This is a genomic window from Bacillus sp. EKM208B (assembly GCF_011800725.1).
Taxonomy (GTDB): Bacteria; Bacillota; Bacilli; order Bacillales; family Bacillaceae; genus Bacillus; species Bacillus velezensis.
Window position 1 is genome coordinate 73,566 of sequence record NZ_JAANHO010000011.1, and the last position, 14,992, is coordinate 88,557.

Genomic DNA, 14,992 nt, shown 5'->3' on the forward strand with positions numbered 1-14,992 from the left:
CGTCTTCTTACAGCAATCATAAGATTCAATGCCATATTGAGACTCATCACATTCAGCGTGTCTACGGTGGAAATACATTTAATTTTCCGATTCGATTGAAAAATGACGTGTAAAGTCCCGGTTCAGTCCGGTTTTCTTTGTTCTATATGTGTCAGGTATGTCTTATTCAATAGAGATAGAGCAAATTGACAGGCTTTTACATCTGCCAAAAACAAGAAATTAGGTTGATAGACAATCATGAGAAAGATTTTTACAATGAGTTCGAGCTCATAAGAAGTGAAGAGCATAAATGATGCGAAGGAGGAAAAGATCAGATATGAAACGGTCAATTTCTATTTTTATTATGTGTTTATTGATTGCGGTATTGACAATGGGCGGCTTGCCGGTTTCGCCGGCATCTGCAGCAGGGACAAAAACGCCAGTAGCCAAGAATGGTCAGCTTAGCATAAAAGGTACACAACTCGTAAACCGAGACGGTAAAGCGGTACAGTTGAAAGGGATCAGTTCACATGGATTGCAATGGTATGGCGATTTCGTCAATAAAGACAGCTTAAAATGGCTGAGAGACGATTGGGGCATCACCGTTTTCCGCGCGGCAATGTATACGGCAGATGGCGGTTATATTGACAACCCGTCCGTGAAAAATAAAGTAAAAGAAGCGGTTGAAGCGGCAAAAGAACTTGGGATATATGTCATCATTGACTGGCATATCTTAAATGACGGCAACCCAAACCAAAATAAAGAGAAGGCAAAAGAATTTTTCAAGGAGATGTCAAGTCTTTACGGAAACACGCCAAACGTCATTTATGAAATTGCAAACGAACCAAACGGTGACGTGAACTGGAAGCGTGATATTAAACCGTATGCAGAAGAAGTGATTTCCGTTATCCGCAAAAATGATCCAGACAACATCATCATTGTCGGAACCGGTACATGGAGCCAGGATGTGAATGATGCTGCAGATGATCAGCTAAAAGATGCAAACGTCATGTACGCGCTTCATTTTTATGCCGGCACACACGGCCAATCTTTACGGGATAAAGCAAACTATGCACTCAGTAAAGGAGCGCCTATTTTCGTGACGGAATGGGGAACAAGCGATGCGTCTGGAAATGGCGGTGTATTCCTTGACCAATCGCGGGAATGGCTGAATTATCTCGACAGCAAGAACATCAGCTGGGTGAACTGGAATCTTTCTGATAAGCAGGAATCATCCTCGGCTTTAAAGCCGGGAGCATCTAAAACAGGCGGCTGGCCGCTGACAGATTTAACTGCTTCAGGAACATTCGCAAGAGAAAACATTCGCGGTACCAAAGGTTCGACGAAGGACGGCCCTGAAACGCCAGCACAAGATAACCCCACACAGGAAAAAGGTATTTCTGTACAATACAAAGCAGGGGATGGGCGTGTGAACAGCAATCAAATCCGCCCGCAGCTTCACATAAAAAATAACGGCGATGCGACGGTGGATTTAAAAGATGTCACTGCCCGTTACTGGTATAACGTGAAAAACAAAGGCCAAAACTTTGACTTTGACTGTGACTACGCGCAGATTGGATGCGGCAATCTGACCCACAAATTTGTGACGCTGCATAAACCTAAGCAAGGTGCAGATACCTATCTGGAACTGGGGTTTAAAACAGGAACGCTGTCACCGGGAGCAAGCACAGGGAATATTCAGCTTCGTCTTCACAATGATGACTGGAGCAATTATGCACAAAGCGGCGATTATTCCTTTTTCCAATCAAATACGTTTAAAACAACGAAAAAAATCACATTATATCATCAAGGAAAACTGATTTGGGGAACAGAACCCAATTAGTTAAGCTTTAGGCGGACATCAGCAACGATGTCCGCTTTTATCATCTTAACAGCAATACAAGGAGGTTTACGTGGCGGATGAAACTCTGAAACAGTATATGGGCCTGTACAAATGTTGTTAGCAATCTCAAGAAAGCCAAGGAGTAGATGTGATTCACTGAACAGATGTTCAATTTAAATCTAATACTGAAGAGGGCCTAGTCAAAGGCGCTCTTCATTATTAGATAAGACATAATCATTACACAAGATTTATGTCATGGTTCTATATTCATATTTTCATTGTAATAAATTGAAAATATGAATATAATAGGTAGTGATCGCAATACTAACATTGGAGGTTTTATGTGGAAGTTTAAAGAATTAATAAGAGATAAGACATTTAGAAGGTGGGCTCTGAGTATAATTCTGACTATTCCAACTAGTGTGAGTACATTCATTTCATTTCTAGACTTGGATGCTCGTTGTAGATTAATTATTTTACTTATATTAGTAGGGTTGTCGCTAGTCATAATAATTGTTCAATTCATTAGACTACTTTTTATGAATAATATCACTCTTAATCTCAATGGTTCCGAAGTTGAAATTAAAAAAGGTGATATTTTTGAAGTGCCAAGAAATAATTATAAAGTCATTGCATTTAATGAGTATTTTGACACTCAAGTAGATGACGTAATAATCGCCCGCGAAACATTAAATGGTCAATATATAAAGCGTTATTATTCACATCAAGATATCACTGAGTTGGATCAGAAAATTAAAGATGACGTAAAACTTAAAATTGAAGAAAAAAATGTTGAAAGACCTTTTGGAGGAAAAACAACACGTTACAGCTTGGGATCAGTCTTTAAAGATATGGATTTTTTTCTAGTTGCTTTTTCGAAGTTTGATAGGGAAAATCGTGCCCAATTAAAACTAAATGAATATGCAAGCTGCATGCTTAATGTATGGAATGAAATCAATACATTACATGCAAGCAAAGAAGTGTTTATCCCCTTATTAGGTTCTGGAATAACAAGACATGTGGATTCTGATGTTGGAGTCAATGAACTATTACATATAATGTTGTGGACATTTCAGATCAGTAAAGTAAAGTTTAGAGAACCAGCCAAAGTTACAATTCTTTTGTACAAAAATGATCACAAGAAGATCAATTTTTATAAGTTAAAGGAGTTTGAGAAGAATGGGTTATAGGAATGGAAATTATGCTGCTTTCTATGTCAGTGAACCGTTTAGTGAAAGTAGTTTAGGGGCTAATGCAACCAAGGATTTTGTGTCGTATAACATGTTAAGAGCATGGAAAGGAAAAGATAATAACTACCCATTTAATGACTCCCACGATAAAACATACAATGTACGGGACGGTAGTGATTGGGAGAAAACATTAAAGCCAAGATTAAGAAAAAGATTAGATCAATCAAAAAATATAATCTTTTTTTTAAGTAAGCATACTGAAAACAGCAAAGCTTTGCGAGAAGAAATTGATTACGGTATTAATGTGAAGGGGCTACCAGTTATCGTTGTATACCCTGAACTTTCCGAAAAGAGTGACATCATCGACTGCACTACAAAGGTTTTCAGATCAGAAGTGGTGAATTTATGGAGTCGAGTCCCTGTTTTTAAAGACTCTATGCTAAAGGTACCAACTATTCATATTCCTTATAAAAAAGACCAAATTAAAAAAGCTTTAGAGAACAAAGATTTTATGATTAATTCAAAGATTTCTGCAGGTTCGGTTTATTTTTATCCATGTTAATCTATTATGGGTGAATATAATTTAAAGAGAAAGAATAGATTTTCAGTTTCGTCCTCATGGTAGCTCATTAATTCAAAAACCTCTATGACCAATTTAATTTATTGAGGAGGTAGAGGTTTTGGTATTAAAATGATGAAGATAGATTATTGGATATGAATTTCATTTTATCTAGTTTACATAATATATATTCTAGGAAGTTAAATCTTTAATGAAAATTCTGTCTCGTTATCTTAAGTATACTTAGTTGGTGAGACAGAATTAAAAAAATAGGATGTATTACGATTTGTATTTATTTCTTACTGCTTTACATAGCATCGATCTTTATAAATTGTTTCACACTTTACTTCTTCCACATCAACTTTGCCATCGGATAATCTTGTGTAAACATAAACCCATTTTTCATTTCCGTTTTTAATAAACATGTCGAATTTAAAAGCGTCAGTATATTTGTCCATGACCCAGATCAATCCCGGAAGAGTTTCTGCTTTTGCTGGCGACACAGAAACTAATAATGCTCCAGCAATTACAGCCGCACCGGCTATTTTTTTAATTTTACTTTTTAACATTAATATTGCCCCCTTATGATTTATTGCCTGCTGCTTTCTCACTTAGCAGGTAATCTGATTTTACCATCTTGTACAAAGGGAATTTGTCATATTTTGTAGATAGGATACTTATTTTCACTAAACATATATTGTCATGAATTTTATCCGATCCCCACATACAACAAGCTGATTTCTTTCTCACTGACACCTATACGCAGCGCATATGCCGTTGTGAAGCCAAACATTTTCGTAAAAATCATGTCATGGGCTAAAATGGATAAAAACGAGATTTTCAGCAAGGACATATGCCCGGCTGCCTTCACCATACCGCTCAATGTAACAGGTATCTTTGCGGTCGTTTTCATTTCGCGAATCATGAAAGACAGGCAAAGACTGGCAAGACCGAGGCTGCGTCCCATCCTCATTCACTGACAACATAACCGCTCATGCCCATCCCTGACAGCTGAGCTAACACGAGAATAAATGAGATCCAGCGGATGACTCCTTTCGTGTCATCCGCCGCAAAATAGCTCGCAAATAAAATGGTGAATATAACCCATGCAGATGAGAAAAAGCCGCCTGATGAACAGACGGCTCTGCAGCTTGTTATTTGCTTCGGTTACCTGCGGAAGCGTGAGTGATCCGATAATGCACAGTTAAAAATTTCAGTCCGAACAGCCACATATGATGAACGGCCTTCAGGCTTGTTTCGCTCTGGGCTGAAATAAGAAATGTCTCTGCCAGCGGAAGATGACACGCCCCCCATTTCGTCTGCAGATAAATCCCTTCATCACCCGCTCCGCTTTTTCGCCGTCTGCTTGTCAAAACAAGATTCTGCTTACGCGCATAAGGTTTTAAAATGCCCGTCATTTGGCCGTACGGCAGCGGGAGAGATATATTCATGTATCCTTCCCCTTTTGCCCTGTACTCTGAATACAGCGCAGTAAAAACGGTTTTCTGCTTTTCATTTGTTCTGATCCACGCACGGACATTTTTTCTGCCGTCTTTGTCAGAGTCAACGCCTATGATATCACTGTGCATAATATACCAATCCGGATTCATGGACAGGTGAATCTGCCCCGCTCTTCTGCTGAACGGCTCGTACACGCGCGCGAACGGACGAAACCATCTGCTCCACGTCACTTTTGCCATGATGTCATAATCAATTGTCTCTTCATAAAAGGAAATAACGGCCGGCGCCAGTTTTTCAATTGAAAAGTCTTCAGAATGCAGTTCTCTCATCTGATTCAGAAGGCCGGTATAATGGATGTCATTTGCTGCATGAATATCAGTCAAAAATTCTTTGCCTATCGTTCTCTTCCCGTAAATACGGCTGAACGTTCTATCACTGCCCTCATCAAACGGTCTCGGATTTTCCAACCTCCACCCCGCCAAAGCCGGCAGGATAACGCCGAATGCATTGACGGCCCCGTGAATCCAAATCATCTGGCTGATCGTGAGCGTTGCCTCCTCGCGGTAGACACCGTACGAATATATCAAAGAAAAAGCAATTGTGATCATTAACACAGCCGAAGAACTCCTGATCAAGATCCTGCCTGTTTTCGTAACAAACGGCGCCTTAAAGACGAGATATGCATTTACATACAGACCCGCCAGATACAGAGCGACAGCAATCACATCAAGTGTCTTTGAAAATGTAATCCCCAAGGCAATAAGGATCGGCGAAATCAAAATAATGACCGTGCTCCACCGGTAAAGTTCGCGTTTCTCCCGTATGATCCTGCCGAGCAATCCGTTAAAGATCGGAATGAGAAAAGCGGAATAGTGAAAGTGCACCGCCGTCAGCAGAACGATAAGCGGGCCGAAATTCATGACGGGAATCTCAAGGACATATGCGAAGAACCAGAATCCGCCCCCCGCCAAATAAATGAAACCTGCCATAACAGACATCTCTTCTGTTCTGTGAATATTTGTTTTCATCAGCCGCCGGACAGCATACAGTGCCAGCCCAAGCGTATAAATGAGCCACACAAAGGCAAAAAAACTGAAGTCTGTGACAAGCGCAAGCGCCGCACATATAGCGGCAACAGGATAACTCCGTAACAACACATTCTCTAAGGCCTTTGACGGCCGAAAAGCAAAATCGAATACAGCGGGAACGAAAAAAAGTACGGAAAATAAAACAAACGTCTCAGCAGCTGATATATGCGGAGCTTCAGCCGCCGCAAATCCCAAAAAGCAAATCACGCTTACCATGAGATGACGCTTCAGCATGTTTCTCCCTCTGTTTCCCGGAAAGTCCCCCGGTAAGAGAAAAGCGTGCCGAGTATCCGATTTTTCACATGAACCTTTATGCTGAAGCAATTCATTTCCTCATCATAAGCCTCATAAACGGTTGAACTGCCGCACAGCCATGCCGGAAGCGGGATTTTCTTTCCGCCTATCAGGAGCCACTGCCTTCCGGATGTAATAACAAGCCCTCCTTCTGAAGACGCTTCTAAATGCAGTTCAGACAGTAGGATGTGAGGTTTGCCGAAGTAATCAAGAATTCTGTTTTCCCGCTCATCATATTCCATGACCGCATCAAAAAAACGCGTTTTGCCTTTAAAGAAAAAGGTACGATTCCATTCCACGCCATTTTGCCTGTTTTTGTTTTCGATAGTGAAAGGGATATCGTTTCCCCTCTCTGAGAAAAAACATCTGAAAAAAACACCTGTCTTTAAAAGCATTCTGACAAGAAAAGAACCTCCCTTTATTTCTGACATAACGCCTTCTCCGCAAAACGTGCGTGATCCGTCAAATCTGTACCGTTTCTGCAGCATCGGGTGCAGTGATTGATAATGAGTAATCGTTTTTTCATACATTGAATCCGTCATTTCACTTCTCTCTTTCGCTTTGTATGCCAGGCGCTCGGCAGCTTGAGCTTAAGAATCATGCCGGCTATCGTAAGCACTCCTAATGAGATCACGAATCCGCCGCCGGAATATAGCAGTGCCGTTACACAAAAGAAGACTGACTGCCCGGTGTGAATCAGCCACTTTCTCCGCATGGGAAGCAGCCATAATACCCCTAACCCTGTCTCCAGCGCTCCCCTCACGATCTCTGCATCGGCACAGCCATCATGAAAGCCTTGAAAAAACCAATACATACTGAATACGAGACACATACAGACATAGACAAACCCGAAACGGACTGATATCTTCGGATGTCTGTTTTGTTCTATCCAAAGCCGCAACGCATCAAAGCTCCATGCGGTAGCCCAGCTTAGCAGAGGACGAAATAAAAACCGGTCTATCCAACTTCCCGGCAGACCGCGGGCCGTTTCATATTGATATTGAGTCAAAAATGCGGTTTGTCCGTTATCCCGCTCTATATACTTCCAGTAGCCCCTGCCTTCTTTTATAAGTGACAGCGGATGATCAGAGGCAAAAGCGAGCGAAGACACTCTTTCTGACGAGCGAGGCCTTATGTCACCTATTGATTCGCCCGTGCCGCATACCTTCAGCCCAAAACCGATTCGTGTTTCATATAGAAATCTCTGCGGTTCATCTGGCAGCCTATGAAGATATGTAATGTCAGAAAAACGCAGATCCCATTCCTTATGAAGATGCGGGGTTTGCGTATATTCCCAAAGCGTTTCTATATCAGATGCAATATAGATTTCGACATATATCGGCTTCTGTTTCATGCCCCCTCTTCTTCCCTTCTTTTGTAAACAATTCCTATATTATCATAGGAACAGATCAAGCGGCAGAACGAAAAGGCCATCCCGTTATCGGCAGGACAGCCTCAGTGACTTTGATGACTTATGAATAAGGTATCGTGTCTTTTTTATCTTCAGAAGCGGTTTGAATGATAATCGGACGCACGAAACGGATTACCGCAGCCGAGGCCAAAACGGCTAATCCGCCTGCAAGCAAAAACGCCCCCGAGAATGATCCGCTTTTGTCCGCGATAAAGCCGGTTAAAGCAGGCCCGATAATACCGGCCGTGTTTGCAAGAAAATGCATAAAGCCGCCGACTGACCCGACATTCCTTTGATCAACCACATCATGAATGACCGCCCAATAGATAGAGCCCGTTATATATAAAAAGAAGACTGATAAAGCAACGAGAATAACGGCACTTACGGTAGTGGTAACAAGTCCGGCAAATCCGATCAGTACAGCGGAAGCGAACAGACAAGTGACAAGAATGACTTTCCGTGAGAACAAAACCCCTTTTCCGGCGGTTTTTTTGAATACATAATCAGAAATCATTCCGCCTGCCGCCAAACCGATAAATCCAAGAATCCAGGGAATAACAGTCACCACGCTCATAAATTCAACACTTAAACCGCGTTCTTTCACCAGATAGCTCGGAAACCATGTTAAGAAGAAAAATAAAATGTAGTTGTAGGCGAAAAAGGCAAAAGCCGTGAAGAGAACCGTTTTTTGTTTCAAATAAAAGGTCATCGGGATATGCTGCTCATGCGATTGAATCGCTGCTTTCATTGCCGGGGCGTCTTCCGTCGGCGCCGGCCGTTCTTTGACAAATTTAAACCAGATGAGCGCCCAGACTAAACCGATGATCATGATCAGGACAAAGGAAACTTTCCAGCTGAACGCCACAGCAATCATCCCGACAATCGGGCCGGAGATCGCTCCGCCGAGCGGCGTTCCGCTGTTTGTCAGGCCGATGACCGTGGCGCGCTGAGACGGAGGAAACCAATTGTTGACCATTTTGCTTATGGCAGCCGACAGCGGCCCCTCCCCCATACCGAATAAAACACGGATAATCAAAAGACTTACAAATCCGAAAGCAAGCGCAACCGCTCCGCTGAAAAGAGACCAAACGATCATCGCCGTACACAATGTCAATTTAGCCCCGTACCGGTCAGATGCAACACCGCCGAGAAAGTTAAACACAGCGTATCCGACAGAGAAACTGCTGAAAATCAGCCCCATTTGGGTTGCCGACAATGTGAGATCCTGCTGTATGAACGGCGCTGCAATAGACAGCGCTGAGCGGTCTAAATAGTTAATCACCCCGGCTGAAAATAAAAGAAGAATAATAGGGAATCTATCCTTTGAGAACATAAAATCCCTCCCTCTTATTTCATAATATTCAGATATTAAAATTGCCGGAGTAAACCGGTTTATGCAATGAAACCGGTTATCCGGATTGCCTTGCGAGCAGCGCCGGTTTATAGCGGTGAATCCGTTTTTCACCGCCATCTTTTTCTTGTATCTGGCGAAGAAGAAGGCTTCCCGCTTTTCGCGCCATTTCTGCCGCAGGCTGAACGATCGTCGTAATCGGAGGAGTAAAAAAACCCGCAAAAGGAACTTCATCAATTCCGATGACGGCTGCCTTATCCGGAATTGTCATATCATGCTCCTTCATATACTTCAGCACCTCAACAAGAACGATATCGTTTGCCGCCAATATCGCTTTCGGAGGCTCTTCAAGTGAGAACAGCTCTGACAAAACATTGGAAATATCAGCCGCATCGGCTGTTTTGATATATTCGTTCCGCACTATCATTCCGTGGCGGTCAAGCGCCTTCTTATACCCTTCAATCCTTTCTACCCTCGGACTGATTTCCCGAATAATGGACGTCGTAATAATCGCGATTCTCTTTATGCCGCTTTCGATAAACCGGTCAACGGCAAGACCGGCTGCATGATGATTATCAAGCATCACTGTCGGAATCCCGAGTTCTTCAATGGTTCTGTCCATAAACACGACCGGAAACGTATCGCGTTTCATCTTTTCATATAAAGAGAGATTTTCGCCCGTCGGAAAAATAATAATTCCGTCCACCTGCTTGGCCCGCAGCATTTCAATATATTTCTTTTCTTTTTCCGGTTTATCATCCGCATTGCAGACAATAATATGAAATCCTTGTTCATGAAAATAGTCTTCCACCGCCCTGATGACCTGAGTGGAAAAGGTGTGAAGAATATTAGCAACCACCACACCTACTGTAAATGTTGATTTCTGTTTTAAGCTGCGGGCGACGAAATTCGGCTGATAGTTCAGCTCTTGAATGGCCGCTTCTATTTTTTGTTTCGTTTTCTCGCTCATATAGTCATAGCGCTGATTTAAAAATTGAGATACGGTGCTTTTAGATACGTTTGCATATTTCGCCACATCAGAAATTGTAATGGTTTTCATAGACTCATCCCCGTCTGTCTTCATTTTTCACTAGTATAAGTCAGAAGTAAATGGTTTACAATCTGACAGGGACATGGATTCTGTCACACTCCGGAATAAGCCATAAAACCTCCGTCGACGGGAACGGTGACCCCGGTGACAAAGCCCGAGCATGAATCATCCGAAAGCCACAGGAGCGTTCCCAGAAGGTCTTCCGGTTTCCCGAAACGTTTCATCGGTGTATGTGCCATAATCTTATTGGATCGGTCTGTCAGACTTCCATCATCCTGTAATAACAACTCACGGTTTTGCGCTGTCAAAAAGAAACCCGGAGCGATGGCATTCACCCGCATCCCTTTTTTTGCGAAATGAACAGCCATCCACATCGTAAAATTCTGAATCGCCGCCTTGGCCGCGCTGTAGGCAGGCACCTTTGTCATCGGTGTATACGCACTCATAGAAGAAATATTAATAATCGCGGGACATTCCGCCTTCAAAAGGTCTTTTCCAAACACTTGCGATGCCAGAAATGCACCGGTAAAGTTGGTTGAAAATACGCTGGAAAACCCCGTTTCGTCCATATCAAAAAATGATGTGCCCTGCTCATCCTCTTCATACGTCTCACTGGCAGTGATCGCATCAGGGTGATTTCCCCCGGCTCCGTTAATTAAAAGATTGACAGAACCGAACCGGCTGATAATCTCATCTTTTGCCTTTTCGAGCGAATCACGGGCTGAAACATCAGCCGGTACAGAAACCGCGGTTCCTCCAGCGTCAGCAATCTCGCCCGCCGCACGCTCTGCTTTATCAGCATTCCGGCTGACGATCGCAATTTTCATCCCCTGCCGTGAAAGCTCCTTTGCCATTGCTGAACAGAGAACACCGCTCCCGCCTGTTATGACAGCGGTTCTTCCTGATAAACATTCATGAATCGGTCTCATCTCTTCACCCCTTTCTCATGAGACGAGAACGCATCCCACAGTCCGTTCAAGTACATAATTCCTAAGGCGCGATCATATAAACCATAACCCGGCCGGCATTGTTCGCCCCAGATATGACGGCCGTGATCAGGCCGTACATATCCTTTATAGTCTTGGCCGTGCAATTCTTTTACCACACCGGTAATATCAATGGACCCATCACTGGTAAGATGCGAAGTTTCCGTAAAATCACCGTTATCGCAGATTTTCACATTTCGTATATGGGCAAACGGCGCAGCTCCCGCATAGTGTTTGGCGATCTTCACCATATCATTGGCGGGATCCGCTCCCATCGAACCCGTGCATAACGTAATACAGTTGGCGGGTGAATGTGAAATCTCTCGCAGCTTTTCATAACTTTTCTCACCGGTGATAATACGGGGCAGGCCAAAAATTGACCAGGGCGGATCATCCGGATGAATGGCCATTTGAATGCCGTGTTCCTCCGCTACAGGAAGAATTTCATGTAAAAAGAACTCAAGATTGGCCCAAAGCTGTTTTTCATCAACCGTTTGATAGGCCTCAAACAGTTCCTTGATCCGGGCCATTTTCTCCGGCTCCCACCCGGGAAGCGTCAAATCAGAAGATTCTTCAACCGTGCGGATCAGTTCCTCCGGAGATAGACTTTCCACTTTCGCTTTTTCAAAAAACAGTGCGGTTGACCCATCCTCCAGCGCGCGGAACATATCGGTACGCGTCCAGTCAAATATCGGCATGAAATTGTAACAGATGACTTTCACACCGAATTCGGACAGATTGCGAATGGTCTGTTTATAGTGCTCAATATATTGTCCGCGTTCTTCATGACCGAGTTTAATGGCTTCATGAACATTCACGCTTTCCACGACCTCTGCATGAAACCCATAGGATTGAATGACTCTGACTTCCGCTTCAATGTCCTCCTTTTCCCATACTTCGCCCGCGGGCTTCTGGTGAAGAGCCCAGACGATGCCTTTGACCCCGGGAATTTGTCTGACATGTTCAAGAGTCACCGTATCATTACCTTGGCCATACCAGCGAAACGTGATATTCATGTTACACCCCCGTATATTCGTTTTTTCGGCAGACGTATTCTTTGCTGAGGGATACGGCAGCTTCATAGCCGCCCTTTTGATATGCTTTTGTCAAGTCGCTTCCCACACCCACCGCGACCGCTCCGGCAGAGAGCCAGTCATTCATGCTGTTTAATGAGATACCCCCGGTCGGCATAATGCGGACATTCGGCAGAGGACCGTTGACCGACTTGATAAATGAAGGGTCAAACGAATTAGCGGGGAACAGCTTTACCACATCACATCCGGCTTCGAGCGCCAAAGCCATATCAGACACGCTCATGCATCCCGGAAGATACGGTACGCTGTACTGGTTGCATAGAGATGCTATCTCTTTTACAAAATGAGAGCTGACGATAAATGAGGCGCCTGATAAAATGGCGTGTCTCGCCGTTTCTGTATCCATTACAGAGCCGGCTCCAAGAAGAATATCTTGATGCCGGAGTTCCTTAAAGACATCTTCCACTTCAGGAGTTGTGTATGTAAGCTCAATGGCGCTGATACCTCCTGAAATGGCCGCTTTTGAAACCTCAAGCGCCTCTTGGCTGTTTTGTCCCCTTATGACAGCCACCACTTGTGCATGCAGAAGTTTTTCGTAAATAGCGTACTTAGGCAGCATTCTCGCTCCTCCTTTAATCAAACGTAATGATTGCTTTTCCCACCTTGCCCGGGTGCTGTTCGATCAACTGAAATGCTTGATGGACGTCATCTGCTGAAAATGTATGTGTAATAAGACCGCCGTGCGTTAACAGGCCTTTATTCAGTAAGTCTGTAATGTACGGAAACTGATTCGTCTGCAATCTTGAACCGGTTATCGTGACTTCCTTTTTTGTGATCGGAAGCTGAGAAATGCCGGCAGTCCTCTCATCAAAACCAAGCACAACCACATGACCGGCCGGAGAAACCGCGTCAATGGACGTTTCAAACGTTGAGGGGAGACAGACGGCATCAATGACGGCATTGGCGCCTTCATTTTTGGTCCATTCGTTCACCCGCAAAACGGGATCTTCTTTTTGCGCGTTGACGGTAACGTCCGCACCGTTTTTTTCAGCGAATGCCAAGCGTTCATCATTCAAGTCGGTTATCATGACGGAAGCGCCTTTGAGCTTTGCCATTTTTAATATGCAGATTCCGATCGGCCCCGCCCCCTGAATCAAAACGGTATCTTCCTTCTCGACTCTGCCTCTCCAAACGGCCTGGGCGCCGATCGTATATGGTTCTGCCATGACCGCTTCCTCCCAGGGCAGATCGGGCGAAACGACATGCAGCTGCTTTTCCGGAAGCACGGTATATTCCCGCATCCCGCCATCTTCATGAACGCCGAACACCGAAAGCGCTTTGCAGACGTTCGGACGTCCTTTCCGGCAGGCATAGCATGTTCCGCAATAAGATATCGGTTCAATCACTACGCGGTCACCCGGCTTAAAACGCCGGACATGAGAACCGGTCTTTGCGACTTCCCCTGTGACTTCATGTCCGATTACTCTCGGCAGGGACGCTAACGGATTTGTCCCATGATAAATATGCAAATCTGATCCGCAAATTCCGACCCGCTTCACCTTGACAAGAACATCATCCGCGTGGACAACAGACGGTTTCTCACATTCCGTCACCACCAGATCAAAAGCTTTCCGTACTAGAACCGCTTTCATTTTCTCACCCGCTTTTTAAGTTGTGCTTGCTAACGTTCAATCACAGTCTCTTTGTTTACAAATGACAGAACCTCTTCTAGATAGGGAAGCCCTTCATTGTCACCGGAAACTGTGGTGACGAGCGCACCGACCGCATTGGCAAGCTCCAGACGTTTTTCCGGTTCAAAACCATGCAGATAACCGTACAGGTAACCGGCATTAAAGCCGTCACCCGCTCCTACCGTGTCAACAGGCGCAACCGGGAAAGCCTCTTTGTGAACCCACTTATGATCATGATACAGCGCAGAACCTGCTTCACCGTCTTTTATGACAAGCTGACTGATTGAATAGGTCTCTGCAAACCGGGCTAATGCCTCATTTTCCCTTAGACCTGTCAGCTGTTTCATTTCGTCCCGGCCCGCCAGAAGAATATCAGTATGCGGAAAGATTTGATGAAATGCCGCACGCGCCTCCTCAATCGTCCACAGCTTCAGCCTGATATTCGGATCAAAAGATACGGGAATCCCCCTTGCTTTGGCGATGGAAAGCACCCTTTCAGCAATTTCAAGGTTTTTCTTATCAAGCGCGAGGAACACGCCGGTAAGATGAACGATGTGAATGCCGGCAAACATATTCTCTGTTATATCTTCCGGTGCAAGAGTTAGAATTGGTGAATTGAAACGGTAATAAAACGTCTTGCCTGAACCGTCATTTCTGATCTCTTTGACATTTAAAGATGTAGGAAAGCCTTCAACATAGGAGACGTCAGTCACATCAATTCCTTCTCCTTTGGCAAACTGATAAATCACTCTGCCGAACTCATCCTTCCCCAGCCTGCTGACCCACTTTGAGTGCAGATTCAATCTGGCGCATGCAATCGCAAAATTCAGTTCAGCTCCTCCTGCTTTTCGTTCAAAATGGGTAACAAAACGCAAAGGCCCTGTGCTTGCGGGATTTAAGGTGATCATCGCATCACCGATCGTAAAAATGCCATAATCAGAAGCCACATTAATACTCCTTTCCTTTAAGACTAAATCGGTTTGGTAAACCGGTTTAGTTAAACTTTATATGAAAGCCCTTACACACACAAGAGAAAAATACAACAAATTCAAAA

The 14,992-nt window shown here is 44.1% G+C and carries 15 protein-coding genes; 3 read left to right on the plus strand and 12 right to left on the minus strand.

Going from position 1 to position 14,992, the window contains the following annotated elements:
- Window positions 1-316: 316 nt before the first annotated feature.
- The 3 genes from G9F75_RS17165 (at window position 317) to thsB (ending at window position 3,574) form a co-directional block, all read left to right on the plus strand.
- Window positions 317-1,822 (plus strand): cellulase family glycosylhydrolase, encoded by a 1,506-nt coding sequence (locus G9F75_RS17165; protein ID WP_167409259.1) that lies wholly within the window; start codon window positions 317-319, stop codon window positions 1,820-1,822.
- Between the two features lie 296 nt (window positions 1,823-2,118).
- Entirely contained in the window at window positions 2,119-3,012 is an 894-nt protein-coding gene (thsA, locus tag G9F75_RS17170; RefSeq protein WP_014418039.1) for a Thoeris anti-phage system NAD(+) hydrolase ThsA, read from the plus strand.
- A complete protein-coding gene (thsB, locus tag G9F75_RS17175; protein WP_014418038.1) occupies window positions 3,002-3,574 on the plus strand; it encodes a Thoeris anti-phage system ThsA activator ThsB in 573 nt (190 codons plus the stop codon). Before thsA ends, thsB begins: the two co-directional genes overlap by 11 nt.
- Before the next feature lie 296 nt (window positions 3,575-3,870).
- Here the strand turns inward: thsB and G9F75_RS17180 are convergent, their stop codons facing one another.
- From G9F75_RS17180 to G9F75_RS17235, 12 genes are all read right to left on the minus strand, one after another.
- A complete protein-coding gene (locus G9F75_RS17180; protein WP_014418037.1) occupies window positions 3,871-4,140 on the minus strand; it encodes a hypothetical protein in 270 nt (89 codons plus the stop codon).
- A 140-nt stretch (window positions 4,141-4,280) separates the two neighbouring features.
- Entirely contained in the window at window positions 4,281-4,544 is a 264-nt protein-coding gene (locus tag G9F75_RS17185; RefSeq protein ID WP_014418036.1) for an MFS transporter, read from the minus strand.
- A 181-nt stretch (window positions 4,545-4,725) separates the two neighbouring features.
- Window positions 4,726-6,354 (minus strand): YndJ family protein, encoded by a 1,629-nt coding sequence (locus G9F75_RS17190; protein WP_160216875.1) that lies wholly within the window; start codon window positions 6,352-6,354, stop codon window positions 4,726-4,728.
- Window positions 6,348-6,956 (minus strand): DUF4166 domain-containing protein, encoded by a 609-nt coding sequence (locus G9F75_RS17195; protein ID WP_095060125.1) that lies wholly within the window; start codon window positions 6,954-6,956, stop codon window positions 6,348-6,350. Before G9F75_RS17195 ends, G9F75_RS17190 begins: the two co-directional genes overlap by 7 nt.
- A complete protein-coding gene (locus G9F75_RS17200; RefSeq protein ID WP_022553278.1) occupies window positions 6,953-7,768 on the minus strand; it encodes a hypothetical protein in 816 nt (271 codons plus the stop codon). The genes G9F75_RS17195 and G9F75_RS17200 overlap by 4 nt, the downstream gene beginning before the upstream one ends.
- A 118-nt stretch (window positions 7,769-7,886) precedes the next feature.
- Entirely contained in the window at window positions 7,887-9,158 is a 1,272-nt protein-coding gene (locus tag G9F75_RS17205; protein WP_053285108.1) for an MFS transporter, read from the minus strand.
- Between the two features lie 76 nt (window positions 9,159-9,234).
- The gene (locus G9F75_RS17210; RefSeq protein WP_061890633.1) at window positions 9,235-10,236 is read right to left on the minus strand and encodes a substrate-binding domain-containing protein; all 1,002 of its coding nucleotides are present in this window, start codon (window positions 10,234-10,236) and stop codon (window positions 9,235-9,237) included.
- An 83-nt stretch (window positions 10,237-10,319) separates the two neighbouring features.
- Window positions 10,320-11,156, minus strand: a complete 837-nt coding sequence (locus G9F75_RS17215) for an SDR family oxidoreductase (protein ID WP_061890632.1) — start codon at window positions 11,154-11,156, stop codon at window positions 10,320-10,322.
- Entirely contained in the window at window positions 11,153-12,229 is a 1,077-nt protein-coding gene (uxuA, locus tag G9F75_RS17220) for a mannonate dehydratase (RefSeq protein ID WP_014418029.1), read from the minus strand. The genes G9F75_RS17215 and uxuA overlap by 4 nt, the downstream gene beginning before the upstream one ends.
- Window position 12,230: 1 nt before the next feature.
- Window positions 12,231-12,866 (minus strand): bifunctional 2-keto-4-hydroxyglutarate aldolase/2-keto-3-deoxy-6-phosphogluconate aldolase, encoded by a 636-nt coding sequence (locus tag G9F75_RS17225; RefSeq protein ID WP_012117658.1) that lies wholly within the window; start codon window positions 12,864-12,866, stop codon window positions 12,231-12,233.
- Between the two features lie 13 nt (window positions 12,867-12,879).
- A complete protein-coding gene (locus tag G9F75_RS17230; protein ID WP_021493410.1) occupies window positions 12,880-13,899 on the minus strand; it encodes a zinc-binding alcohol dehydrogenase family protein in 1,020 nt (339 codons plus the stop codon).
- A 29-nt stretch (window positions 13,900-13,928) separates the two neighbouring features.
- Window positions 13,929-14,885 carry a sugar kinase gene (locus tag G9F75_RS17235; protein ID WP_022553282.1) on the minus strand — a complete coding sequence of 319 codons (957 nt, stop codon included), beginning with the start codon at window positions 14,883-14,885 and terminating at the stop codon, window positions 13,929-13,931.
- Between the last annotated feature and the right edge of the window lie 107 nt (window positions 14,886-14,992).